This window comes from Massilia sp. CFBP9012 (assembly GCF_034045115.1).
Taxonomy (GTDB): domain Bacteria; phylum Pseudomonadota; class Gammaproteobacteria; order Burkholderiales; family Burkholderiaceae_D; genus Telluria.
In genome coordinates, this window is the sequence record NZ_JAXCWM010000006.1 from 233145 (window position 1) to 257158 (window position 24014).

Below are 24014 nucleotides of genomic sequence, written 5' to 3' on the forward strand. Positions count from 1 at the left end.
TTGCTTCGTGTTAGTGGGATTGAGTCAGTGGCCCGTTGGTGATGCCACGCTGGAAACGATTGACCGCGCGGTTATGGTCCAGCAGGTTGTCCGAAAAATGGCTGGTGCCATCGCCGCGCGCCACGAAATACAGTGCCGGCGTCTCGGCCGGCGCAAGCGCCGCATTCAGCGACTGCAACCCCGGCAGCGCGATCGGCGTCGGCGGCAGGCCACCGCGCGTGTAGGTATTGTAAGGGGTATCCGTCAGCAGGTCCTTCTTGCGGATCTGGCCCGCATAGGCTTGGCCCATGCCGTAGATCACGGTCGGGTCGGTCTGCAGCAGCATACCGGTACGCAGACGGTTGACGAACACGCCGGCGATCATATTGCGCTCGCTCTTCTGGCCCGTTTCCTTTTCGACGATCGAAGCCATGATCAGGGCCTCGTACGGCGTCTTGTACGGTAGCTCCTTGTCGCGCTTTTCCCAGGCTGCGTTCAGGTGGTCGATCATCGCCTGGTGCGCGCGCCGGTAGATCTCGATTTCCGACGAGCCCTTGGCGAACAGGTAAGTATCCGGGAAGAACATGCCCTCAGGGTCTTTGAACTCGGTCGAGATTTTGGCCATCACTTCCTGATCGGAGAGCTTGACGGTATCGTGCTTGAGACGATTGTGCGAGCTGATGGCCTGGCGCATCTGGCGGAAGGTCCAGCCCTCGATGATGACGATCGCTTCTTGCGCGAACTCGCCGCGCACCAGCTGGGTCAGCAGACGCCGCGGGCTGGTATCGGGTTTGAGTTCATAACTGCCGGCCTTGATGCGCGCGGCGTCGCCCGTCAGGCGCGCCAGCAGCACGAACATGGTCGGGTTGATCGGCACACCGGCCGCCACCATCTGCTGCGCGCTCGATGCCACGCCGCTGCCGGGATTGATCGTGAATTCGATCGGTTCACCGCCCGTGGTCAGCGAGTGCTTGGTCCACCAGGAGAATCCGCCTGCGGCTGCCAGCGTGACCACGACGCCGGTAACGAGTAATTTTTTTATGAATGCCATGTGGTGTGTGCGGGTTCAAACACGGATGCAAATGCGGATTGCGGCGCTCCCGGCGCGATTTCCCCGACAACTCTATAATGAGGCCGTAATGATAAAGCCTAATTGCCAAAATATTTCGGAATTTCATGAGTAACTGGACTGAACACCTCGCCACGCATGGCGCACGCTTCCATCTCGACGAAGCCACCCAGGTCGAGGACTTCGGCGCGCCCCTGGATATTGACGCGCTCGCGGCCGGTTTTGTCGCCACCGTCACCGACCAGGGCCTGATCGCCGTCGCCGGCGATGAGGCCGCGAAATTCCTGCATGCGCAGCTCACCAACGACGTCGAGCACCTGCAGCAAACCGAGGCCCGCTTCGCCGGCTTCTGCACGCCGAAAGGCCGCCTGCAAGCGAGCTTTTTGATGTGGCGCGACACCGATGCCGGGCTTGATACCGTCTATTTGCAGCTGCCGCGCGTCATCCAGCCGCCGCTTCAAAAGCGCCTGTCGATGTTTGTGCTGCGCAGCAAAGCCAAGCTGCGTGACGCCACCGACGAAGCGCCCTTCGCGGCATTGCTCGGCCTCGGCGGCGCCAAGGCGCAAGCGGCGCTCGGTCGCTTCGTCAATACGCTGCCAGCCGCGCCGATGGGCAAGACCAGCGGCGAGTTCGGCACCGTGCTGCGTCTGCATGACGCCTTTGAAGCGCCGCGCTACCTGTGGATCACGTCGAGCGAAGCAGCCAGCGCCGCGCTGCCTTCGCTCAAACAGGAACTGGCCCTGGGCGGCAACCAGGCCTGGCGCCTGGCCACCATCCACGCCGGCGAGCCGCAAGTGAGCGCCGCGACGCAAGAACAGTTCGTGCCGCAGATGATCAACCTCGAACTGCTGGGCGGCGTCAATTTCAAGAAGGGCTGCTATCCGGGCCAGGAAATCGTCGCGCGCACCAAATACCTGGGCAAGATCAAGCGCCGCGCCGCGCTGGCCGGCATCGAGAATGCCGCCGCGCGTGCCGGCGACGAAGTGTTCTCTGCGGCGGACCCCGATCAACCCTGCGGCATGGTGGTCAACGCCGCGCCGAACGGCCGTGGCGGCGCCGATGCGCTGGTCGAAATCAAGCTGGCGGCACTGGGTGAAGAAGTGCGCCTGGGCTCGGCCACCGGCGCACCGCTGCATTTCCTACCCATGCCCTACAGCCTCGACGCGATCGACGACTAGCGATGGTCGACCTATACGTCTACTACAAGGTGCGCAGCATCGATGCCGCCCGGTTGGCGCCGCTGGTGCACGCGATGGGGCGCCACCTGGCGCAGGACGCGGGCGTGCAGGTGCAGCTCAAGCGCCGTCCCGAAGACAAGGACGGCCTGCAGACCTGGATGGAAGTCTATCCGGGCGTGACTGACGCTTTCGATGCGGTATTGAGGCGGGCGGTCGTCGACGCCGGCATCGAGGCCCTGCTCGCCGGGCCGCGCCGCCTCGAAATTTTCACGGACTTGCCGCCATGTGCCTGATCGTCTTCGCCTGGCACGTCGTTCCCGGCATGCCCGTCATCGCGGCCGCCAACCGCGACGAATTCTATGACCGCCCCGCCGCCCCGGCCGGCCCCTGGCCGCAGGCGCCGCACGTGATCGCGGGTCGCGACCTGCAGGGTGGCGGCAGCTGGATGGGCGTGTCGGTCACCGGCCCCAACGGCCCGCGCTTCGCGGCGCTGACCAATATCCGCGGTCCTCAGGAACGCCGCACGGACGCACCGTCGCGCGGCGCTCTGGTGGCCGACTACCTGCGCGGCGAGCTCGATGCGGCAGCCTATGTGGCCGAACTGGCGGCGCGTCCCGACCTGTACAACGGCTACAACCTGGTGCTGGGCGACCGCGAGACCCTGTACTGGTACTCGAACCGCGGCGATGCCGACCCGCGCAACGGCCAGCCTCTGGAACGGGGCCGCATCTACGGCATCTCCAACGGCCTGCTCGACACGCCGTGGCCCAAGGTGCTGCGCACCAAGGCCCAGTTCGCGAGCCTGCTGTGCCAGGGGGCGCCCGAGGATGCGTATTTCGAGATGCTGGCCGATACCACGCGCGCACCGGACGTGCGGCTGCCGGAGACCGGCGTGCCGATCGAGATGGAGCGCATGCTGTCGCCGGTGTGCATCGAGTCGCCGGAATATGGCACGCGCACCTCGACCGTGGTCAAGCTGTATCGGGATGCGGGGCCGGAGTTGCATGAGCGGGTGGTGCAGCCGGGGGTTGTGGCTGCGGCTTGATTCGGTGTTGCGTTGACGCGAGCGAGCTTAGGTTCCCGCCTTCGCGGGAACGACGGTCTCCGGGCTAGTGGCGTCGTTGCGCATCATTGGTATCGCCAGCACGTCGTTCCCGCGCAGGCGAGAACCCAAGTATTTACCGCAGCGTCGAAAGCACGACCTAATGTCGCCCTGAAAGCGCGACCTAATGTCGCCCTGAAAGCGCGACCTAATGTCGCCCTTTCATCCCCGCCTTCAAAATCTCTTTCAAATGCGGCGTCGCCGCATACGGATCCGCCGGCTGCCGCGCATGAACCAAGGCATCCATGCGCTCAGCCACCGCCCCCAACGCCTGCGGATGCGAAAACACATAAAAGCGCTCTTCGCGGATCGCGTCGAAGGTCAGGCGCGCCACGTCCGCCGCCGACACCTTGCCGGAACCGACCGCCTTTTCGGTAAGCGCCTGCGCCGCGATCTGGCTCGCGGTCATGATTTCGTCGGTGCGCAATTCGTCCGGCCGGTGGCGGTGCGACTGCGCGATCGCGGTCGGGATGAAATACGGGCACAGCACCGAGGCGCCGATCGGCGCGTCGACCAGCTTGAGGTCGTGATACAAGGTCTCGGTCAGCGACACCACCGCATGCTTGGACACGTTATAGATGCCCAGCGCCGGCGAATTGAGCAGCCCCGCCATCGAAGCGGTATTGACGATCCAGCCGCGATAGCCCGGATCCTGCGCCGCGCATTCGAGCATCGTGCGCGTAAACACCCGCACGCCGTGGATCACACCCCACAGGTTCACGCCCAGCACCCACTCCCAGTCTTCCTCGGTGTTCTCCCACACCAACCCGCCGGCACCCACGCCGGCATTGTTGAACACCAGGTGCACCGCGCCGAAACGCGCCATAGCCGAATCGGCCAGTTCCTGCACGTGCTCGCCCTTGCGCACATCGCACACCATGGCCAGCACCTCGGTCTGCTTTGCCAGTTCATCGGCCGCCTTTTCGAGGGCCTTGGGCTGGACATCGGCCAGCACCAGCTTCATGCCCAGGCTCGCGGCCAGGTTGGCGAACTCGCGCCCCATGCCGCTGGCGGCGCCCGTGATGACCGCAACCTTTCCGTGAAACTCGTCCATCCCTGCCCCTCCTTAAACTAGACCGCCGTCACCCCGCCATCCACCGCCAGCACCTGGCCGGTGATGTGCTTGCCCGCATCCGAAGCGAACAACACCACGGCGCCCTTCAGGTCTTCGTCGTCGCCCAGGCGCTTGAGCGGCGCCGCGGCCGCCAGGCCATCGACGCCATAGGTGGCGAGCACGCCCTTCGTCATCTTCGACGGGAAAAATCCCGGCGCGATCGAGTTGACCGTGATGCCGTAGCGTCCCCACTCGCCGGCAAGCGTACGGGTGAAATTTACCACTGCGCCCTTGGACGTGTTGTACGCCAGCGTCTGCATCGCATCGGGCGGGTTGCCGGCCAGGCCGGCGATCGACGAGATATTGATGATGCGGCCGTAGCGGCGCGGGATCATCGACAGCTTGCCGACCGCCTGCGACACCAGGAAGATCGAGCGCACGTTCAGGTTCATCACCTTGTCCCAGGCCTCGAGCGGATAGTCCTCGGCCGGTGCGCCCCAGGTGGCGCCCGCATTGTTGACCAGGATGTCGACGTGCCCGAGGCGCGCGATCGCCTGTTCAACCAGCGCCTGCGCCTGGCCAGGGTCCGAGAGATCTCCCGCGAAGCAGCTGGCCTCGATGCCGAGGGTGTGCAGCTGGGCCACGGTGGCATCGAGTTCCTCCTGCTTGCGCGACGAGATCACCAGCCGCGCGCCCTGCTCGCCGAGCGCCTGCGCCATCTGCAGGCCGAGCCCGCGCGAGCCGCCGGTCACGATGGCGGTCTTGCCCTTCAGTGAAAACAGCTCCTGCGTGGTGCGCATGCGGTCTCCTGATTATTGTGATGGAAGGCTCAGACCTCGTAGTCCATGCACTGGCGCCCTTCGCGGATGGCGCCGATGAAGGGCACGACCGCCTGGTGGGTCGGATGCTTGATGTAAGCGTCGAGCGCGGCGCGGTCGGCAAATTCCGAATACAGCACCACGTCATAGGTCGCTTCGAGGTCGGGCTGGGCCAAGGTGACTTCAAAAGTCAGGATGCCCGGCACGATGGTCGCGCACTGGTCGAGCCGGCGCTTCATCTCGTGCGCATTGCTCACGCGGTCCGCGCCTTCAGCCTGTTCCTTCAACTTCCACATCACGATGTGCTTGATCATGCTCTTTCCTGTTCTATCCATAGTGGGTGATCGTCTTCCACGCCCCCCCTGCGCGGGGACGAGACGCCGATCGAGCATAGCATAGCGACAGCACGACCGTTCGCGAAAAAATGCCAAATTCATATTGACACTGGATAGGATGATTCTCTCCTATGAGCGGGGTGTCGTCTTACATGAGAAAGGGGAGCATCAGAAGGAGTGCGTAAGCTTTATGTAAGCCGCATGCAAGATTCGCGTAAGGATTCGGGAGCACATTTAAGTTAGCTGACCAACAATCAGCATTTCCGGTTACACAAAATTAATTACGGAGACACCCATGGCTATCACACCCGGCAATACTGTCGGAGGACAAGCTGCACCGACCTCCGCCGGACTCACCAAGGAAGAGCGCAAAGTCATCGCCGCCTCTTCCCTCGGCACCGTTTTCGAATGGTACGACTTCTATCTCTACGGTTCGCTCGCATCCATCATCGCCAAGCAGTTCTTCATCGGCGACCCCAACACCACCTTCATCTTCGCCCTGCTCGCCTTTGCAGCCGGCTTCATCGTGCGCCCGTTCGGCGCGCTGGTGTTCGGCCGCCTGGGCGACATGATCGGGCGTAAGTACACCTTCCTGGTGACCATCCTGCTGATGGGCGCCTCGACCTTCCTGGTCGGCATCCTGCCGAGCTATTCGCAGATCGGCATCGCTGCGCCGATCATCCTGGTCACCCTGCGCATCCTGCAAGGCCTGGCGCTGGGCGGCGAGTATGGCGGCGCCGCCACCTACGTGGCCGAGCACGCGCCGCATGGCAAGCGCGGCCTGTTCACGGCCTTCATCCAGACCACGGCCACGATCGGCCTGTTCCTGTCGCTGCTGGTCATCCTGGGCACCCGCACCCTGACCGGCGAAGAGGAATTCCAGGCCTGGGGCTGGCGTATTCCCTTCCTGATCTCGGTCGTGCTGCTCGGCATCTCGGTCTGGATCCGACTGTCGATGAACGAATCGCCGGCCTTCGCCAAGATGAAGGCCGAAGGCAAGACCTCGAAAGCGCCGTTGTCCGAAGCTTTCCTCAGGCCGAAGAACGCCAAGGTTGCCCTGCTGGCCCTGCTCGGCCTGACGATGGGCCAGGCCGTGGTGTGGTACACCGGCCAGTTCTACGCCCTGTTCTTCCTGACCAAGACGCTCAAGATCGCCGACCCGACCGCGAACATCCTGATCGCCATCGCGCTGCTGCTGGCCACCCCGTTCTTCATCGTGTTCGGCGCGCTGTCGGACAAGATCGGCCGCAAGTGGATCATCCTCGGTGGTTGCGTGATCGCCGCCGCCACCTACTTCCCGATCTTCAAGGCCATCACCCACTACGGCAACCCGGCGCTCGAAACCGCGCTGCAGACCGCGCCAGTCGTGGTAGTGGCCGATCCGGACACCTGCAGCTTCCAGATCGACGCCACCGGCACCAAGAAATTCCCGAACTCGTGCGACATCGCCACCCGCATGCTCACTGCCGCCTCGGTGAGCTACAACCGCATCGATGCGCCGGCCGGCACCGTCGCGACGATCAAGATCGGCGACACCGAGTACCGCTCCTTCAACGCCGTCATGACGCCGGATAACCTGAACTTCGACAAGGCTTCACTGGCCAGCGAAGCCGCGCTCAAGGCCGAGGTCAACGGCGCCCTCAAGGCGGCCGGCTACCCGGACAAGGCCGATCCGACGCAGATCAACAAGCCGATGCTGGTGCTGTTCCTGTTCATCCTGGTGCTGTACGTGACCATGGTGTACGGCCCGATCGCGGCGATGCTGGTCGAGATGTTCCCGACCCGGATCCGCTATACCTCGATGTCCCTGCCGTATCACATCGGTAACGGCTGGTTTGGCGGCCTGCTGCCGACGACGGCCTTCGCGCTGGTGGCGTTCAAGGGCGACATCTATTATGGGTTGTGGTATCCGATCGTCATTGCGCTGATCACCTTCGTGATCGGGGCCTTGTTCGTGCGGGAGACCAAGGACAATAATATTTACGCGAACGACTGAGATGACGGGTACCAAATGAAAAATGCCGCTGGCTAGCCAGCGGCATTTTTTTCGAGTCGACGAAAGCGGCTTCGCCCCTTATCCGTTGAAGCCCTGGCCGAGCGGCGCCAGCCGCGCCAGCAACGGCGCCGGCTGCCACGCCTCGCCCTGGCGCCCGCGCCCAAATCCTTCGACCGCCGCCAGCACCTTCGGCAAGCCGACGCTATCGGCATACAACATCGGTCCGCCCCAATGCAAGGGGAAGCCATACCCGCTCAGATAGACCATGTCGACGTCGGAAGCGCGCAGCGCAATGCCTTCTTCCACGATCTTCGCGCCTTCATTTACCAGCGCGTACACCAGGCGCTCGACGATCTCCTCGTCCGCAATCGCGCGCCGCGGCACGCCAATGTCGGCCGAGTGCTGCACGACCATATCGTTTATCCCCTCCGACGGCAGCGCCTTGCGTTCGCCCGCGCGGTAGTCGTACCAGCCGGCCCCGGTCTTCTGCCCGAAACGTCCCTGTTCGCATAGCAGGTCGGGCAGCTTCGAATACGCGAAGCCCGGCGACTCCAGCGCGCGGCGCTTGCGGATCTGCCAGCCGATATCGTTGCCTGCCAGGTCGCTCATGCGGAACGGCCCCATGGCAAAACCGAACGCTTCGATCGCGCGGTCGACCTGCTCCGGCAGCGCGCCTTCTTCCAGCAAGAAGTAAGCCTGGCGCAGGTACTGCTCCAGCATGCGGTTGCCGATGAAGCCGTCGCACACGCCGGAAACCACGCCGGTCTTCCTGAGCTTTTTCGACAGCGCCAGCGCCGTGGCCAGCACGTCCTTGCCGGTCTGAGCGCCGCGCACGATCTCGAGCAGCTTCATCACGTGCGCGGGGCTGAAGAAATGCAGGCCGATCACGTCCTGCGGGCGCCGCGTGAACGCGGCGATCCGGTTCACGTCGAGCGTGGAGGTATTGGTGGCCAGGATCGCGCCACGCTTCATGACCTTGTCCAGCTCGCGGAACACGAGTTCCTTGACGCCGATGTCCTCGAACACCGCCTCGACCACGATATCGGCCTGGGCGATGGCGTCATAGGACAGCGTACCGCTGACCAGCGCCATGCGCTGCTCGAGCTGTTCGGCCTGCAGCTTGCCCTTGTGGACGCTGCTTTCGTACATCCTTCGCATCGCCGCGAGCCCCTGGTCCAGGGCGTCCTGCTTCGTTTCGAGGAGCAGTACCGGAATGCCGGCGTTGGCGAAGTTCATGGCGATCCCGCGGCCCATGGTGCCGGCGCCAACGACCGCCGCGGTCGCGATGCGGCGCAGCGGCGTGTCGGCCGGCACATCCGGCACCTTGCCGGCTGAGCGCTCGGCAAAGAAGGCATGGCGCAGCGCCTTCGATTCGCTCGTCGTGGTCAGTTGAATGAAGCGCTCGCGCTCGAAGCGCAGGCCGTCCTCGAACGAGTCGGCCGTCACCGACGCCGCCACCGCTTCCACGCAGGCGCGCGGCGCCGGGAACGGGCCGGCGGCGGCATCGACCTGGGCCCGCGCCGAGGCCAGGAAGCCGGCGGCGTCGGGATGTTCGACCGCGCGGTCGCGCACCTTCGGCAGCGGACGCAGGTCGGCGATGCGCTCGGCGTAGGCGATGGCGGCCGGCAGCAGCTCGGCGCCGGGCGCGAACACCTCGTCGAACAGCGGGGTGCCAGCCAGCTTTTCGGACAGCACCGGGATCCCGCCAACAATCATGCCCAGCGCTTTTTCCAGGCCGAGCAGGCGCGGCAGACGCTGGGTGCCGCCGGCGCCCGGGATCAGGCCCAGCTTCACTTCGGGCAGCGCAATCTGCGCGCCAGGCAGCGCCACGCGATAGTGGCAGCCCAACGCCAGCTCCAGGCCGCCGCCCATGGCCACGCTGTGGATCGCCGCCACGACCGGCTTGGAGGAACCTTCGACCACCCGGATCAGCGAATGCAGGGTCGGTTCGGTGAGCGCCTTCGGAGAATTGAATTCACGGATGTCGGCGCCGCCCGAGAAGGCCTTGCCGGCGCCCGTGAGCACGATCGCCTTCACCGCCGGATCGCTCTCGGCCGCCTGCACGCCCTGCACGGCGGCGCTGCGGGTCGCGAGCCCCAGACCGTTGACCGGCGGGTTGTTCAGGGTGATGACGGCAACGCTGCCGTGGACCTGGTAGTCGGCGCTCATGTCTCTGCTTCTCCTTGTAGGTGGTGCTGGCTGAGCTGACCACTATACCGCAGAAAATGCACGAACGTACTATTCAGGCAACGGCCGATGGAGGTCAGAAATCGCGTTGCTGGCGTGCCCGTTCGATCTTCTGGTCGGTCTTGTACTGGCTCAGTGCGTAGACGGCCCAGATCGCGGCAGGCAGCCAGCCGACCAGGGTGATTTGCAGGATCAGACAGATGATGCCGGCGATCGGGCGGCCGATGGTGAAGAAGGTGAGCCAGGGGAGGATGAGGGCGATGAGCAGGCGCATGGAAAATCCTGTGAGCAAAAGTTATCAAAAGTGATAACAGTCTAACTGCCATGCGCACTTTGCCGTGTTCCGATTGGCGCTTCGCAGCGCATGCTGGATAGGCGCTTAGAGCGGCGGGCGCTCCTGGCGGATGGGCATCAAGTCGCTCCTGATCCACGCCTGCACCTGGCGGGCGCGCGCCTTGTCCTGCGGCGCCAGGGATAGAGCGAGGTACCGGGATAGACGTCGATCAAGGCCCTGTACGATCCGGCCACGATGATCAAGATCGAAGCCATTGCCGCCGTGCGCCAAGTGGCCGATTCATAGGCTAATCCACGTCGTTCCCGCGGAGGCGGGAACCCAATTGTGCATGGCCAGTGCCCTAAAAATCGACCTCTGATGAACGTTCGGGCAACGCAAGAGCATGAACATTCTGTGATTTCACTTGGATCCCCGCCTTCGCGGGGATGACGATGCATACTTTGCGTATAAATATTCCGGACACCAGTGCGCCTCCGCGGGGATGACGATGCATACTTTGCGTATAAATATTCCGGACACCAGTGCGCCTGCGCGGGGATGACGGGCATACTTTGCGTATAAATATTCCAGGCGGCAGTGGCCAGCGCAGTAGGTCGATGCTGCCACTGGCAGCAACGACGGCTTCAAGGCTAACTTGATGCCATCCGCGCTTCAGGCAGTCGGCAAGCGGTGCCCCGCATACGCGTCGCGCAGCTTGTTCTTCTGAATCTTGCCGGTGCCGCCCACCGGCAGGCTCTCGGCGAACACCACGTCGTCCGGCGTCCACCACTTGGCCACCTTGCCGCCGAACCAGTCGATCAACTCCTCGCGCGAGACCTCCATACCGGGCCGGCGCACCACCACCAGCAAGGGCCGCTCGGCCCACTTCGGATGCTGCACGCCGATGCAGGCCGCCTGCAGCACCGCAGGGTGCGACATCGCCACGTTCTCGAGGTCGATCGTGCCGATCCATTCGCCGCCCGACTTGATCACGTCCTTGCTGCGGTCGGTGATCGCCAGGTAGCCGTCGGCATCGATCGTGGCCACGTCGCCGGTCGGGAACCAGCCATCCCGCAGCACGTCGCCGCCCTCCCCGCCAAAATACCCGGATACCACCCACGGCCCCTTGACCAGCAAATGGCCATAGGTCGCGCCGTCCCATGGCAGTTCAGTCCCGTCGTCGTCGACGATCTTCATGTCGACGCCATAGATCGCGTGGCCCTGCTTCCTCAGCACGGCGCGCTGCGCCTCCTGCGGCAAGTCGCTATGTTTGGCCAGCAGGTTGCAGGCGGTGCCGAGCGGCGACATCTCGGTCATGCCCCAGGCGTGCACCACCTGGACTCCCAGGCGGTCGATCAGGGCATCCATCATGGCCGGCGGACAGGCCGAGCCTCCGATCACGGTGCGGCGGAAGGTCGAGAACTGCAAGTCATTGGACAGGACGTGGTTGATCAGACCCAGCCAGACAGTCGGCACGCCGGCCGAGAAGGTCACGCCCTCGGCCTCGAATAGTTCATACAGCGACTTGCCGTCCAGCGCAGGTCCCGGAAACACCAGCGTGGCGCCCGCCAGCGGTGCGGAGTACGGCAGCCCCCAGGCATTCACATGGAACATCGGCACCACCGGCAGCACCACATCGGCACTCGAGACGCTCAGGGCGTTCGGCATCGCAGAGGCATAGGCGTGCAGTACGGTCGAGCGGTGCGAGTACAGGGCGCCCTTCGGATTGCCAGTCGTGCCCGAGGTATAGCACAGGGCCGCCGCCGAACGCTCGTCGAACTGCGGCCAGTCGTAGTCGCTGGACTCTTGTTCGATCAGGTCTTCATAGCACAGCAGGCCGGGAATCGCGCCCGCCGGCGGCATGTGCTCGCGGCCGCACAGGGCGACGTAGGCCTTGACGGTCTTGCACTGGCGCGCCATGGCTTCGATGGCCGGCAGGAAGGTCAGGTCGAAGAACAGCACGCGGTCGTCGGCGTGATTGACGATATAGGCGATCTGCTCCGGATGCAGGCGCGGATTGATCGTATGCAACACCGCGCCCGATCCGGATACGCCATAGTAGAGTTCCAGGTGGCGATAGCCGTTCCAGGCCAGCGTCGCGATGCGTTCACCCATCCCGATGCCCAGCGCGCCCAGGGCGTTGGCCAGCTGGCGCGCGCGGCGCGCGCAATCGCGGTAGGTGTAGCGGTGCAGGTCGCCCTCGACCCGGCGCGAGACGATCTCGGTATCGCCGTAATGGCGCGCCGCAAACTCCAGAATGCCCGAGATCAGCAGCGGTTGATCCATCATCTGGCCTTGCAAGGGACTTATTGGATAGTCATGCATCGCGTCTCCGTGACTAGAATGGCAACCTGGAAAGTGTCATCCTCGCATCGTGCACTCGTCAACCGGATTCGATGATGCAGCGCATCAACTCCTTGAGCCAGATCGGCAACGAGCGGTTACCGGATGTAACGCCGGCCCACGCCGCACGGGTGCGCGAATAGAATCGGCCTGGTGCGGTAAAATCCCGCCAATCTTGATCACTTTGCTACGGACACTGCCATCACTGCCGACGAACTTCCACTGAACAATTCATTTGCCGAATTGCCACCGGCGTTCTACACGCGCCTCATGCCGACGCCGCTGCCTTCGCCCCATTTCGTGGCGGCAAGCAGCCCTGCCGCCGCCCTGATCGGGCTGGATGCGGCCGATCTCGCGCGTCCTGATTTTGTCGAGGTCTTTACTGGCAACAAGGTCGCTGCACGTTCGCAGCCCCTGTCCGCCGTGTATTCCGGCCACCAGTTCGGCGTCTGGGCCGGCCAGTTGGGCGACGGCCGCGCAATCACGCTGGGCGAGCTCGCCACGCCGACCGGCCCGATGGAGCTGCAACTGAAAGGCGCCGGTCGCACGCCGTATTCGCGCATGGGCGACGGCCGCGCTGTGCTGCGCTCGTCGATCCGCGAATTCCTGTGTTCCGAAGCCATGGCCGCCCTCGGCATCCCGACCACACGCGCGCTGATGGTCACCGGCTCGCCACAACAGGTGGCGCGCGAGACCATGGAAAGTACCGCCGTCGTCACGCGCATGGCGCCTACCTTCGTGCGCTTCGGCTCCTTCGAGCACTGGGCCTCGCAAGGGAAAGAGGCCGAGCTCAAGACGCTCGCCGACTACGTTATCCGCCAGTACTACCCACAATTCCAGGGCGCCGCCAACCCCTACCAGGAATTGCTGGCCGAAGTCACCCGCCGCACCGCGCGCATGATCGCGCACTGGCAGGCGGTCGGCTTCATGCATGGCGTGATGAACACCGACAATATGTCGATCCTGGGCCTGACCCTGGATTACGGCCCGTTCGGCTTCATGGAAGCCTTCGATGCCAAGCACATCTGCAACCACACCGACCAGGGCGGCCGCTATTCGTATGCCAACCAGGTGCCGGTGGGCCACTGGAACTGCTATGCGCTGGCCAATGCCCTGCTGCCGCTGATCGGCGAGCCCGAGGCGGCCGAGGCGGCGCTCGACCTCTATCGCCCGGAGTTCGGCCGCCAGCTCGACACCCTTCTGCACGCCAAGCTTGGCCTGAAGGAAACGCGCGACGGCGATGCGGCGCTGTTCGACAATATGTTCACGCTGCTGCAGGACAATCACGCCGACTTCACGCTGTTCTTCCGCGGCCTGGGCGAACTGCGCCTCGATGAGCCGGCCCTGGATGAACCGCTGCGCGATCTGTTCATCGACCGTGCGGCCTTCGACGCCTGGGTCGCCGAATACCGCGCCCGTCTGCGCCAGGAAGGCAGTGTCGATGCGGCCCGGCGCGAGTCCATGCACCGGGCCAATCCGAAATACATCCTGCGCAACTACCTGGCGCAGATCGCCATCGAACAGGCCCAGAACGGGGATTTCAGCGGCGTACACAAGCTGCTGGCCGTGCTGGAACGTCCGTTCGACGAGCAGCCTGAAAACGAATCCTATGCGGCCCTGCCGCCGGACTGGGCGGCCCACCTCGAGGTGAGCTGCTCTTCCTGAGCCTCGCCCGTGCTTCGCCCCATCAACACCACGAAAGAGAATCATGACCGACAAAGTGACCAAGACCGACGCCGAGTGGCGCGACCAGCTCGACCCGACGGAGTACCAGGTGACCCGCCACGCCGCCACCGAGCGCGCCTTCACCGGCAAGTACTGGGACCACCACGAGCACGGCATTTATCACTGCGTGTGCTGCGACACCCCGCTGTTCGAATCGGACACCAAGTTCGACTCGGGCTGCGGCTGGCCCAGCTACTTCAAGGCCCTCGACCCGGCGAATGTGATCGAGAAGGTCGACCGCACGCACGGCATGGTGCGCACCGAAGTCATCTGCGGCGTGTGCGACGCCCACCTGGGCCACGTGTTCCCGGACGGCCCGCCGCCGACCGGCTTGCGCTATTGCATCAATTCCGCCTCGATGCGGTTCGAACCGATCTGAGGGTGCCGCGGTGAAGAAATTTCTGTTCGACCTGTTCCCGGTCCTCCTGTTCTTTGGCGTCTACAAGTACGGCGACAGCAACCAGGAGTGGGCGCATCGCATGGCCGTCGAGTACCTGGGTGGCCTGATCGCGGGCGGCGCGGTGCCCCCCGCGCAGTCGGCGATCCTGCTGGCCACGGCAGTGGCGATCGTCGCCACCGCGCTGCAGGTCGGCTACCTGCTGGTGCGCGGCCGCAAAGTCGACAATATGCTGTGGCTGTCGATGGCCGTGATCCTGGTTGCCGGCGGCGCCACGATCTATTTCCATGACGACCTGTTTATCAAATGGAAGCCGACCATCCTGTACTGGGCCTTTGCCGTCGCCCTGCTGGTGGCGCAGGTGTTCTACAAGAAGAACCTGATGCGCTCCGTGATGGAGGCCAATATCAAGCTGCCCGATCTGGTGTGGAACCGGCTCGGCTACAGCTGGATCCTGTTCTTCGCCGGCATGGGCCTGCTGAACTTGTTGATGGCTTTCGTGGTCTTCCGTAACGACACCAGCGCCTGGGTCAGCTTCAAGCTGTTCGGCTTTACCGGCATCATGTTCGGATTCATCGTGATCCAGATGATGATGCTTTCGAAATACATCAAGGAGGAAGAAGCATGACCACCATCGACCGCGAAACTCGCCTGCGCGCCATTCTCGAGGCCGAGCTGGCCCCGGCATCGCTCGAGATCATCGACGACTCGCACCTGCATGCCGGCCACGCCGGCAACACCGGGGGCAGCCATTACACGGTCAAAATCGTGTCGTCCCGCTTTGAGGGCCTCAAGCTAGTCATGCGCCATCGTCTTGTGTATGATGCCGTTCACGATATGATCAACAAGGCGGAAATCCACGCGCTCGCCATCCATGCGGTCGCGCCTTCCGAGCTAGCCTGAGCGTCGGCTTCAGGCAGCTTTAAGTAATTTGCCCGACAATTTACACTGCTCGTCAAAAGAACTAATCTAATCTCGTCCAGCAACTATCCCCGCTACAGGAACACACATGACCTTTAAGCCAGCTCGCCTGCTGTTAGCCCTTGTCGCCGTTGCATCGGCTCCCGCTTTCGCCCAGAACCTCGCAGTGGTGAATGGCAAGGCGATCCCTTCGTCGCGCGCCGAAGCCGTCGTCAAGCAGGTCGTGGCCCAGGGCCAGAACCAGGATTCGCCAGAACTGCGCGAAGCCGTCAAGAATGACCTGATCGCCCGCGAAGTGCTGATGCAAGAAGCCGTCAAGCAAGGCTACGACAAGAAGCCCGAAGTGCGCGAAGCGCTGGATAACGCCCGCCAGTCGATCGTCGTCAACGCCCTGGCCCGCGAATACATCGCCAAGAACCCGGTGAGCGACGCCCAGATCAAGGCCGAGTACGACAAGTTCAAGGCGCAGACCGGCGACAAGGAATACCATGTGCGTCACATCCTGTTCACGACCGAGGACGAAGCCAAGGCCGCCATCGGCAAGCTGAAAGGCGGCGCCAAGTTCGAAGACCTGGCCAAGACCTCGAAAGACACCGGCACCGCCAACAATGGCGGCGACCTGGACTGGGTCACCCCGAACGCCCTGCCGCCGGAATTCTCGGCCGGTTTCACCAAGCTGCAGAAGGGCGCGATCACCGACGTGCCGGTCAAGACCAACGCCGGTTTCCACGTGATCAAGCTGGACGACACCCGTGCGGTCAAGCTGCCATCGTTCGATGAAGTCAAGCCGCAGATCGCCGACTCCCTGTCGCAAGAGAAGCTGCGTGACTATCAGGAGCAAATGGTCAAAAAGGCAAAGGTGCAGTAATATGTGCTGTCGTCGGCGCTGAATTTGCGCCGGCTTTCGTCGCCTGCGGCGATACTTTTCGTGTTTATATAGGATCTCAACAATGATTTTGAAGCCAGCCCGCCTGTTGTTAGCCATGACCGCATTGGTTGCCCTGCCCGCACTCGCGCAAAACGCTGCAACCGTCAATGGCAAGGCGATCCCGCAAGCGAGGGTCGACCAGCTGGTCAAGCAAGTCGTCGCCCAGGGCCGCGCCACCGACTCTCCTGAGCTGCGCACCGCGATCAAGAACGACCTGATCAGCCGTGAAGTATTGATCCAGGAAGCCGACAAGCAGAACATCGGCAACCGCGCCGACGTCAAGTCGGCCATCGACAACGCCCGCCAGAGCATCATCATCAATGCGATGCTGGCCGACTACGTCAAGAAGAACCCGGTCAAGGATGCCGAGATCAAGGCCGAGTACGACAAGCAGAAAGCCATGATCGGCGACAAGGAATACCACGCCCGCCACATCCTGGTCGATTCCGAAGCCACCGCCAAGGACATCATCGCCAAGCTGAAAGCCGGCGGCAAGTTCGAGGACCTGGCCAAGCAGTCGAAAGACGGCAGCGCCCAGAACGGTGGCGACCTGGGCTGGGCAAGCCCGGCAACCTACGTGCCTGAGTTCTCGAAAGCCATGGTCGCCTTGCAAAAAGGCGCCATCACCGAGACCCCGGTGAAGTCGCAGTTCGGCTTCCACGTCATCAAGCTGGAAGACGTGCGCGCGACCAAGGTCCCGGCGCTGGATGAAGTCAAGCAGCAAGTCGCGGAAGGCCTGCAGCAGCGTCAGCTGGCTACCTACCGCGAGAGCCTGGTCAAGAAGGCCAAGGTGCAGTAATCGCTGCTTAGCGATATCGAAGAGCGCTCCCGAGGGAGCGCTCTTTTCTTATGTGCGAGTACAAATGAACTCAGTTCTTCCCATCTTTCGGCGCGCGACAATTGCCGATATCCCGCAGATGTCGCGCGTCCGTCTATCGGTGCTGGAGAACCGCTTGCGCGACCCGACACGAGTCACGCCACAGATGTATGAAGATTTTCTGGAAAAGGATGGCCGCGGCTGGATTGCGCAAGTCGATGGCGTGACCGTCGCGTTCAGCTACGCCAACAGCCTGGATGGCTCGATCTGGGCACTGTTCGTCGATCCGGCACATGAGGGCAAGGGCCTGGCCAAGGCCTTGCTCGGACTAGCGACAGAATGGCTGTTCGAATCCGGCTACGTCGAGGTCACACTCGACACCGGCGCCGGCACGCGGGCCGACCTGTTCTATGCGCGTCAGGGCTGGACCAGGGACGACGCCGGCGCTGCCGACGTGCGCTACACGCTGGCGCGCCCGCTGCCCTGACTACCCGGCCTAGCCCTGCTTGTCGACTTCGGCCAGGCGCTTGCGCAGCAGGTCGGCATGCATGGCGTCTCGCGGCTTCTCCAGCAGCGCCGTCAATGCCACAGCGAGTGTCAGGTCTGACATTCGGACACAACCTCAGCTCTGGCAGGAAGCATGGGGTCGGAATTCTCAATCTCGGGATCGATGAGAAACGCAATGCTCGCTGCCGCGCCTGAATGTCGACCTGACCTTCTATCTGCGCCGTCGCCGCAACGCTCCTGCGGTGGATAGCGTCATGATCAATGCACTAATCAGACGAACGATGATCAGGCTCATGGCCTTCAATCGTCGTCAGGCTCGACAGAGCGTGCATCGCACCGAAAATAAAAAAACGCCTCCGAAGAGGCGTTTATGATCAAAGCACGACGTGCTTAGCCAACCCACTTGCGCGCATTACGGAACATGCGCATCCACGGCGACTCATCGCCCCATGCCTCCGGCGCCCACGAGTGCGTCGCCGCGCGGAACACGCGCTCAGCGTGCGGCATCAGCACGGTGAAGCGACCATCGTCGGTGGTGACCGAGGTCAGCCCGCCCGGCGAACCGTTCGGGTTGAACGGATACACTTCGGTGGCCTGGCCGCGGTTGTCGACGAAGCGCATCGCCTGGTTGACGGCGCTCAGATCGCCAGTCAGCGAGAAATCGGCGAAGCCTTCGCCGTGGGCGATGGCGATCGGCGCCTGGGTGCCGGCCATGCCCGCGAAGAAGATCGATGCCGAATCCAGCACCTCGACCATGCCGAAGCGCGCTTCGAACTGCTCGGACTTGTTGCGGGTGAACTTCGGCCACGCCTGCGCGCCCGGGATGATCGATTTCAGGTTGCTCATCATCTGGCAGCCGTTGCAGACGCCCAGGCCGAAGGTGTCCTGGCGCTGGAAGAACTTGGCGAACTGTTCGGACAGCTGCGGGTTGAACAGGATGGTCTTGGCCCAGCCCTCGCCCGCGCCCAGCACGTCGCCGTACGAGAAGCCGCCGACGGCGATGATGCCGTGGAAGTCATCCAGCTTGGCGCGGCCGGCGATCAGGTCGCTCATGTGGACGTCGATCGCGGCAAAGCCCGCCTGGTGCATCACCCACGCGGTTTCGATATGCGAATTGACGCCCTGCTCGCGCAGGATCGCCACGCGCGGACGCACGCCCGTCGCGATGAACGGCGCGGCGACGTTGTCCGCCAGGTCGAAGGTGATCTTCGGCTGCATGCCCGGATCGGTTTCGTCCAGCAGGCGGTCGTATTCCGAATCGGCGCACGCCGGGTTGTCGCGCAGGCGCGCGATGCGCCAGCTGGTCTCGCTCCACAGGCGGTGCAGGCTGCTGCGCGACTCGTTGTAGATCACTTTCGCATCGCGCGTAAACTCGATCGCGCCGCGGTCGTTCAGTTTGCCGATGATGTGGCTGCAGGCGCCCAGGCCCTGGTCGCGCAGCACGTTCATGACAAAGCTCTTGTCGTCGGCGCGCACCTGGATCACGGCGCCCAGCTCTTCGGAAAACAGCGCGCGCAGGGTCATCTCGTTGCGGCGCTCGGCCACCTGACCGGCCCAGTTCTTGGCGTCGCCCCAGTCGGACGCGTGCTCGCCTTCCATGGTCAGGATGTCGAGGTTGACCGACACGCCGGTGCGGCCGGCGAAGGCCATTTCGGTGAGCGTGGCGAACAGGCCGCCGTCCGAGCGGTCGTGGTAGGCCAGCAGCTTGCCGTCCTTGTTCAGCTGCTGGATCGCGACGAAGAACGCTTTCAGGTCTTGCGGCGAATCGACGTCCGGCACCGAGTCGCCCAGCTGCTGCGTCACTTGCGCCAGGATCGAAGCGCCCAGGCGGTTCTTGCCGCGGCCCAGGTCGACCAGGATCAGGGCGGTGTCGCCACTGTCGGTGCGCAGTTGCGGGGTCAGCGAACGGCGCACGTCCACGACCGGCGCGAACGAGGACACGATCAGCGACACCGGAGAGATCACGGCCTTGTTCTGGCCCTCGTCGTTCCAGGTGGTGCGCATCGACAGCGAATCTTTACCCACCGGGATCGACACGCCCAGCGCCGGGCACAGTTCCATGCCGACGGCCTTGACGGTGTCGAACAGCGCCGCGTCCTGGCCAGGCTGGCCGCAGGCCGCCATCCAGTTGGCCGACAGCTTGATGTCCGAGATGTCGTCGATCGCGGCGGCCGCGATATTGGTAATCGCCTCGCCCACGGCCATGCGGCCCGATGCGGCGGCGTCGATCACGGCCAGCGGGGTACGCTCGCCCATCGCCATCGCCTCGCCCAAGAAGCCTTCGAAGGACATTGCGGTGACCGCGCAGTCGGCGACCGGCACCTGCCATGGGCCGACCATCTGGTCGCGCACGCTGGTGGCGCCGACGCTGCGGTCGCCGATGGTGATCAGGAACGATTTATCGGCCACGGCCGGGTTCAGCAGCACGCGGCGCGCCGCTTCCGGCAGTTCGATGCCGGTCAGGTCCACCGGCGGGAAGGCGTGCTGGACGTGCGCGACGTCGCGCAGCATCTTCGGCGGTTTGCCGAGCAGGACGTCCATCGGCATGTCGACCGGCGAGTTGCCTTCCTGATCGTCGATCAGTTTCAGCTGGCGCTCTTCGGTGGCGGTGCCGACCACGGCGAACGGGCAGCGCTCGCGCTCGCACAGCGATGCAAATTTTGCAAGGCTCTCTGGCGAAATCGCCAACACATATCGCTCTTGTGATTCATTGGACCAAATTTCCTTTGGCGCCAAACCGCTCTCTTCCAGCGGCACCTTGCGCAGGTCGAAAATCGCGCCGCGCTTGGCGTCGTTGACGATTTCCGGGAAGGCGTTCGACAGGCCGCCGGCGCCGACGTCGTGGATCGAGATGATCGGATTGTGCTCGCCCAGCTGCCAGCAGCCGTTGATGACTTCTTGTGCGCGGCGTTCCATCTCCGGGTTGCCGCGCTGGACCGAGTCGAAGTCCAGGTCGGCGGTGTTGGTGCCGGTGGCCATCGACGAGGCGGCGCTGCCGCCCATGCCGATGCGCATGCCCGGGCCGCCCAGCTGGATCAGCAGGCTGCCGACCGGGATGTCGTCCTTGTGTGTATGCTGGGCCGAGATGCTGCCGATACCGCCGGCGATCATGATCGGCTTGTGGTAGCCGTAGACCGCGTTCGCGGCGCCGACGTTCTGCTCGTAGGCGCGGAAATAACCGCCCAGGACCGGACGGCCGAATTCATTGCTGAAGGCGGCGCCGCCGATCGGGCCGTCGATCATGATCTGCAGCGGAGACGCGATGCGCTCCGGCTTGCCATACACGGCATCGCTACGCTCGGCCCTGGTGACGTCCGATGCGTTCTCCCACGGACGCTGGGCGTCCGGCAGCAGCAGGTTCGACACCGTGAAGCCGGTCAGGCCGGCCTTCGGCTTGGCGCCGCGGCCGGTCGCGCCCTCGTCGCGGATCTCGCCGCCGGCGCCGGTCGAGGCGCCCGGGAATGGGGAAATCGCGGTCGGGTGGTTGTGGGTCTCGACCTTCATCAGGGTGTGAACCAGCTCGGTCGACGCGCCGTATTCCTGGCCGTCGCGCGGGAAGAAGCGCGTGACGGTGGCGCCTTCGATGATCGACGAGTTGTCGCTGTAGGCGACCACGGTGCCGCGGGGTTGAAGCTGGTGCGTGTTCTTGATCATGCCGAACAGCGATTTATCCTGCTTGACGCCGTCGATGATCCAGTCGGCGTTGAAGATCTTGTGGCGGCAGTGCTCGCTGTTCGCCTGGGCGAACATCATGAGCTCGACGTCGGTGGGGTTGCGCTGGGCCTTGGTGAAGGCCTCGTGCAGGTAGTCGACTTCGTCTTCCGACATCGCCAGGCCGAGTTCCGTGTTGGCGCGCACCAGCGCGTCGCGGCCAAGCGCCAGCACGTCGATGCTTTCCAGCTGCTTGCCTTCGAGTTCGTTGAACAGGTGCTGGGCATCGTTGGCGCTGCGCAGCACCGATTCGGTCATGCGGTCGTGCAGCAGCGCGCTGACCGCTTCCAGTTCCTCGCTCGTGAGCTTCTTGGCGGCGCCGATGCTGCTGCCCAGGATACCGCTCTTGAGCACCACGGTGTAGCCGACGCCGCGCTCGATGCGGTGCACGTGGCCCATGCCGCAGTTGTGGGCGATGTCGGTCGCCTTCGAGGCCCAGGGCGAAATCGTGCCCAGGCGCGGAATGACGAAGAACTCCTCGGTCACGCCCTCGTACAGCGTTTCGGCCGCCGGCTCGCCATAGGTGAGCATGGCCGATAGACGTTGCGTGTCGTCGGTGGAGAGCGGCGCGCTGGTGTCGATGAAGTGGTAGAAGCGTCCCTGGACGGCGGCGATCGACGGGGCGACAGCTTGCAGTTGGCTCAGGAGGCGTTGGCTACGGAAGGCGGACAGGGCATTGGAACCCGGCAGAATCAACATGGCTTGGACAGTCGTTGATGCAGCGTGGCTGCTAGGGTGGAAGATAGCCCGCTATTATACAGTGTTGCACTATGGTCGGGCCGTCGGCCGACTGACAATATGACACTGCAGTTTCCTTGATCGAATTGAAACTTGCCGGTATCTTTACGGTAGACAATATTTGAACGCGCGCCCTCAGCGTGGCGCCGGATGACCTGGACGAGAGCGACGATGCAAGAGAATGGAAACCTGGCGGTGCTGGTGGTCGACCCGAACCCGGGAATGCGCACCAGCCTGCAGAACATGCTGAACCTGGCCGGCATCGGCAAGGTCGAGTACGCGATCAACGCCAACACGGCCATCCGCCAGCTGCAGCGGCGCGCCTACGACGTCATCCTGTGCGAGTACGACCTGGCCAGCGGCAGCGGCGAAGGCCAGGACGGCCAGCAATTGCTGGAAGACCTGCGCCACCATCGCCTGATCTCGGCCTCGACGATCTTCATCATGCTCACCTCGGAGGGCGTCTACGACAAGGTGGTCAGTGCGGCCGAGCTGACGCCGACCGACTACGTCCTCAAGCCCTTCACGGTGGAGATGCTCAGCGAGCGCATCAAGCGCGCCCTGGCCCGTCGCGCCGCCCTGCTCCCGGCCTGGAAGCTGGCGGCCCAGGGCAAGCTGCGCGAGGCGATCGGCGCCTGCCGCGACGGCGCCTCCGTGCAACCACGCTATGCCGCCGACTTCGCCCGCATCCGCGCCGAGCTGCACACCAGCCTGAACGAGCACCACGAGGCCGCTGAGGTCTATCGCGAGGTGCTGACCGAGCGGCCCCTCGGCTGGGCCGCGCTGGGCATGGCGCGCGCCCTGTTCGCCCTCGACCAGGTTGACGACGCCCGCACCATCCTCGACGAACTGCTGGTCGCCAATCCGCGCCTGATGGCTGGCTACGACCTGCTGGCGCGCTGCCTGGAGGCGAGCAACGAGCCGGACCTGGCGAAAAAGGTGCTCGAAGACGCGGTGGCGATCTCGCCGCACGTGGTGCGGCGCCTGCGTAAACTCGGCGAAGTGGCGCTCGCGGCGGGCGACGTCGAAGGCGCCGAAAAATCGTTCCGCCAGGTGGTGACCAAGGCGCGCTATTCCGAGTTCCGCAATCCCGAGGACCACGTCAACCTGGTCAAGGCGCTGGTGACGCGCGACGACCTGCTCGGCGCGACCGGCGTGGTGCGCGACCTGGAGCGCTCGATGCGCGGCAACCCCGCGGCCGACGCCTGCCGCGCCTATGCCAACTCGCTGGTGCTCGACAAGAGCGGCAACGCCGGCGCCGCGGTGGCCGAACTGCAGGCGGCGGTGACGGCGGTACGCGCAGGAGGAGCAACCTCGCCCGGCCTGCGCATGGACCTGGCCAAGGCTTGCCTGGATCACCAGCTCGACGAACAAGCCTCGAACGTCATGCTGACGGTAATGAACGAGGCCAACAACGGCGTCTCGGTCGACCAGGCGATGCACGTGTTTGTCAACGCCGGCCGCACCGACATGGTCGAGGGCATGGGCCAGCAACTGCGGGCGCAAGCGCAAATCCTGCTTGGCGTGGCCGACGAGAAGCGCAATATGGGCGACGTGCGCGGCGCGGTGCAGACCCTGCTCGAGGCGCTGCACATCGCGCCGCACAACCTGCAGGTGATGGTTGCGACAGCCGGCGGCATCCTGCGCCAGGTGAACGAACTGGGATGGGATCACCCGCTGGGCGATACCGCAGCCCAGTTGCTGGAAGGCATACGCGCGCAGGATGGGCAGCATCCGCGGCTGGTGGCGCTAACCGAGGAGTATCAGGCGGCGCGGCGCAAGTACGGTATCGCTGTCGCCTAGACGGGATCAGGCATGCCGCGAAAGCTGGGGAGAACCGCCATGCCCGGCCACTGTCGATCATTCCTGGGCAGGTCATGGCACATGCTGGTCGAGACGATGTCGCCACTGGCAAGGTCGCGGCAAGCCCACATG

21 protein-coding genes are annotated in these 24014 nt (G+C 64.2%); 12 read left to right on the top strand and 9 right to left on the bottom strand.

What is annotated here, in order from left to right:
* Window positions 1-10: 10 nt before the first annotated feature.
* Window positions 11-1030 carry an endolytic transglycosylase MltG gene (gene mltG / locus SOM61_RS12000; RefSeq protein WP_320474311.1) on the bottom strand — a complete coding sequence of 340 codons (1020 nt, stop codon included), beginning with the start codon at window positions 1028-1030 and terminating at the stop codon, window positions 11-13.
* A gap of 125 nt (window positions 1031-1155) precedes the next feature.
* Between mltG and ygfZ the strand changes: the two genes are divergently transcribed.
* The 3 genes from ygfZ to SOM61_RS12015 are packed head-to-tail and all read left to right on the top strand — an operon-like array spanning window position 1156 to window position 3271.
* Complete coding sequence (gene ygfZ, locus SOM61_RS12005; protein WP_320474312.1) at window positions 1156-2226, top strand: CAF17-like 4Fe-4S cluster assembly/insertion protein YgfZ; 1071 nt, start codon at window positions 1156-1158, stop codon at window positions 2224-2226.
* 2 nt (window positions 2227-2228) lie between these two features.
* Window positions 2229-2519 carry a DUF4936 family protein gene (locus SOM61_RS12010; RefSeq protein WP_320474313.1) on the top strand — a complete coding sequence of 97 codons (291 nt, stop codon included), beginning with the start codon at window positions 2229-2231 and terminating at the stop codon, window positions 2517-2519.
* Entirely contained in the window at window positions 2510-3271 is a 762-nt protein-coding gene (locus SOM61_RS12015; RefSeq protein WP_320474314.1) for an NRDE family protein, read from the top strand. Before SOM61_RS12010 ends, SOM61_RS12015 begins: the two co-directional genes overlap by 10 nt.
* 205 nt (window positions 3272-3476) lie before the next feature.
* Here the strand turns inward: SOM61_RS12015 and SOM61_RS12020 are convergent, their stop codons facing one another.
* From SOM61_RS12020 to SOM61_RS12030, 3 genes are read right to left on the bottom strand one after another with little or no spacing between them, the layout of a single operon-like run.
* A complete protein-coding gene (locus tag SOM61_RS12020) occupies window positions 3477-4382 on the bottom strand; it encodes an SDR family oxidoreductase (RefSeq protein ID WP_320474315.1) in 906 nt (301 codons plus the stop codon).
* Window positions 4383-4399: 17 nt separating this feature from the next.
* Window positions 4400-5182, bottom strand: a complete 783-nt coding sequence (locus SOM61_RS12025) for an SDR family oxidoreductase (protein WP_320474316.1) — start codon at window positions 5180-5182, stop codon at window positions 4400-4402.
* Window positions 5183-5211: 29 nt separating this feature from the next.
* Window positions 5212-5514 (bottom strand): Dabb family protein, encoded by a 303-nt coding sequence (locus SOM61_RS12030; RefSeq protein ID WP_320474317.1) that lies wholly within the window; start codon window positions 5512-5514, stop codon window positions 5212-5214.
* A 316-nt stretch (window positions 5515-5830) separates the two neighbouring features.
* On the opposite strand from SOM61_RS12030, the gene SOM61_RS12035 reads away from it, so the two are divergent.
* Window positions 5831-7531, top strand: coding sequence for an MFS transporter (locus SOM61_RS12035; RefSeq protein WP_320474318.1), 1701 nt, complete (start codon window positions 5831-5833; stop codon window positions 7529-7531).
* Between the two features lie 78 nt (window positions 7532-7609).
* On the opposite strand, the gene SOM61_RS12040 is transcribed toward SOM61_RS12035, so the two are convergent.
* The 4 genes from SOM61_RS12040 to SOM61_RS12050 all read right to left on the bottom strand — a co-directional run bounded on the left by SOM61_RS12040 (window position 7610) and on the right by SOM61_RS12050 (window position 12317).
* The gene (locus SOM61_RS12040) at window positions 7610-9700 is read right to left on the bottom strand and encodes a 3-hydroxyacyl-CoA dehydrogenase NAD-binding domain-containing protein (protein WP_320474319.1); all 2091 of its coding nucleotides are present in this window, start codon (window positions 9698-9700) and stop codon (window positions 7610-7612) included.
* A 94-nt stretch (window positions 9701-9794) separates the two neighbouring features.
* The gene (locus tag SOM61_RS12045; RefSeq protein WP_320474320.1) at window positions 9795-9992 is read right to left on the bottom strand and encodes a YqaE/Pmp3 family membrane protein; all 198 of its coding nucleotides are present in this window, start codon (window positions 9990-9992) and stop codon (window positions 9795-9797) included.
* A 105-nt stretch (window positions 9993-10097) separates the two neighbouring features.
* On the bottom strand, window positions 10098-10157 hold the full coding sequence (locus tag SOM61_RS26475; RefSeq protein WP_414674980.1) for a hypothetical protein: 60 nt from the start codon (window positions 10155-10157) through the stop codon (window positions 10098-10100).
* A 507-nt stretch (window positions 10158-10664) separates the two neighbouring features.
* Window positions 10665-12317 carry a 3-(methylthio)propionyl-CoA ligase gene (locus tag SOM61_RS12050; RefSeq protein ID WP_320474321.1) on the bottom strand — a complete coding sequence of 551 codons (1653 nt, stop codon included), beginning with the start codon at window positions 12315-12317 and terminating at the stop codon, window positions 10665-10667.
* Between the two features lie 219 nt (window positions 12318-12536).
* Here SOM61_RS12050 and SOM61_RS12055 point away from each other — a divergent pair, with 219 nt between their 5' ends.
* The 7 genes from SOM61_RS12055 to SOM61_RS12085 all read left to right on the top strand — a co-directional run bounded on the left by SOM61_RS12055 (window position 12537) and on the right by SOM61_RS12085 (window position 17610).
* Window positions 12537-14000 carry a protein adenylyltransferase SelO gene (locus SOM61_RS12055; protein ID WP_422655577.1) on the top strand — a complete coding sequence of 488 codons (1464 nt, stop codon included), beginning with the start codon at window positions 12537-12539 and terminating at the stop codon, window positions 13998-14000.
* A gap of 43 nt (window positions 14001-14043) precedes the next feature.
* A complete protein-coding gene (gene msrB, locus SOM61_RS12060) occupies window positions 14044-14439 on the top strand; it encodes a peptide-methionine (R)-S-oxide reductase MsrB (protein ID WP_320474322.1) in 396 nt (131 codons plus the stop codon).
* Between the two features lie 10 nt (window positions 14440-14449).
* On the top strand, window positions 14450-15085 hold the full coding sequence (locus SOM61_RS12065; RefSeq protein ID WP_320474323.1) for a septation protein A: 636 nt from the start codon (window positions 14450-14452) through the stop codon (window positions 15083-15085).
* Window positions 15082-15360, top strand: a complete 279-nt coding sequence (locus SOM61_RS12070; RefSeq protein WP_320474324.1) for a BolA family protein — start codon at window positions 15082-15084, stop codon at window positions 15358-15360. The genes SOM61_RS12065 and SOM61_RS12070 overlap by 4 nt, the downstream gene beginning before the upstream one ends.
* A gap of 106 nt (window positions 15361-15466) precedes the next feature.
* On the top strand, window positions 15467-16246 hold the full coding sequence (locus tag SOM61_RS12075) for a peptidylprolyl isomerase (RefSeq protein WP_320474325.1): 780 nt from the start codon (window positions 15467-15469) through the stop codon (window positions 16244-16246).
* Between the two features lie 82 nt (window positions 16247-16328).
* Window positions 16329-17105 carry a foldase protein PrsA gene (locus tag SOM61_RS12080; RefSeq protein WP_320474326.1) on the top strand — a complete coding sequence of 259 codons (777 nt, stop codon included), beginning with the start codon at window positions 16329-16331 and terminating at the stop codon, window positions 17103-17105.
* Between the two features lie 118 nt (window positions 17106-17223).
* Window positions 17224-17610 (top strand): GNAT family N-acetyltransferase, encoded by a 387-nt coding sequence (locus SOM61_RS12085; RefSeq protein ID WP_320474327.1) that lies wholly within the window; start codon window positions 17224-17226, stop codon window positions 17608-17610.
* 410 nt (window positions 17611-18020) lie between these two features.
* On the opposite strand, the gene purL is transcribed toward SOM61_RS12085, so the two are convergent.
* Window positions 18021-22040, bottom strand: coding sequence for a phosphoribosylformylglycinamidine synthase (gene purL / locus SOM61_RS12090; protein ID WP_320474328.1), 4020 nt, complete (start codon window positions 22038-22040; stop codon window positions 18021-18023).
* Between the two features lie 210 nt (window positions 22041-22250).
* On the opposite strand from purL, the gene SOM61_RS12095 reads away from it, so the two are divergent.
* Complete coding sequence (locus SOM61_RS12095; RefSeq protein ID WP_320474329.1) at window positions 22251-23882, top strand: tetratricopeptide repeat protein; 1632 nt, start codon at window positions 22251-22253, stop codon at window positions 23880-23882.
* Window positions 23883-24014 lie beyond the last annotated feature (132 nt).

Bases quoted from the DNA above. Each gene is read 5' to 3' on its own strand.
- mltG (WP_320474311.1), bottom strand. From the start codon at position 1,030: ATGGCATTCATAAAAAAATTACTCGTTACCGGCGTCGTGGTCACGCTG.
- ygfZ (WP_320474312.1), top strand. From the start codon at position 1,156: ATGAGTAACTGGACTGAACACCTCGCCACGCATGGCGCACGCTTCCAT.
- SOM61_RS12010 (WP_320474313.1), top strand. From the start codon at position 2,229: ATGGTCGACCTATACGTCTACTACAAGGTGCGCAGCATCGATGCCGCC.
- SOM61_RS12015 (WP_320474314.1), top strand. From the start codon at position 2,510: ATGTGCCTGATCGTCTTCGCCTGGCACGTCGTTCCCGGCATGCCCGTC.
- SOM61_RS12020 (WP_320474315.1), bottom strand. From the start codon at position 4,382: ATGGACGAGTTTCACGGAAAGGTTGCGGTCATCACGGGCGCCGCCAGC.
- SOM61_RS12025 (WP_320474316.1), bottom strand. From the start codon at position 5,182: ATGCGCACCACGCAGGAGCTGTTTTCACTGAAGGGCAAGACCGCCATC.
- SOM61_RS12030 (WP_320474317.1), bottom strand. From the start codon at position 5,514: ATGATCAAGCACATCGTGATGTGGAAGTTGAAGGAACAGGCTGAAGGC.
- SOM61_RS12035 (WP_320474318.1), top strand. From the start codon at position 5,831: ATGGCTATCACACCCGGCAATACTGTCGGAGGACAAGCTGCACCGACC.
- SOM61_RS12040 (WP_320474319.1), bottom strand. From the start codon at position 9,700: ATGAGCGCCGACTACCAGGTCCACGGCAGCGTTGCCGTCATCACCCTG.
- SOM61_RS12045 (WP_320474320.1), bottom strand. From the start codon at position 9,992: ATGCGCCTGCTCATCGCCCTCATCCTCCCCTGGCTCACCTTCTTCACC.
- SOM61_RS12050 (WP_320474321.1), bottom strand. From the start codon at position 12,317: ATGCATGACTATCCAATAAGTCCCTTGCAAGGCCAGATGATGGATCAA.
- msrB (WP_320474322.1), top strand. From the start codon at position 14,044: ATGACCGACAAAGTGACCAAGACCGACGCCGAGTGGCGCGACCAGCTC.
- SOM61_RS12070 (WP_320474324.1), top strand. From the start codon at position 15,082: ATGACCACCATCGACCGCGAAACTCGCCTGCGCGCCATTCTCGAGGCC.
- SOM61_RS12075 (WP_320474325.1), top strand. From the start codon at position 15,467: ATGACCTTTAAGCCAGCTCGCCTGCTGTTAGCCCTTGTCGCCGTTGCA.
- SOM61_RS12080 (WP_320474326.1), top strand. From the start codon at position 16,329: ATGATTTTGAAGCCAGCCCGCCTGTTGTTAGCCATGACCGCATTGGTT.
- SOM61_RS12085 (WP_320474327.1), top strand. From the start codon at position 17,224: ATGTCGCGCGTCCGTCTATCGGTGCTGGAGAACCGCTTGCGCGACCCG.
- purL (WP_320474328.1), bottom strand. From the start codon at position 22,040: ATGTTGATTCTGCCGGGTTCCAATGCCCTGTCCGCCTTCCGTAGCCAA.
- SOM61_RS12095 (WP_320474329.1), top strand. From the start codon at position 22,251: ATGCAAGAGAATGGAAACCTGGCGGTGCTGGTGGTCGACCCGAACCCG.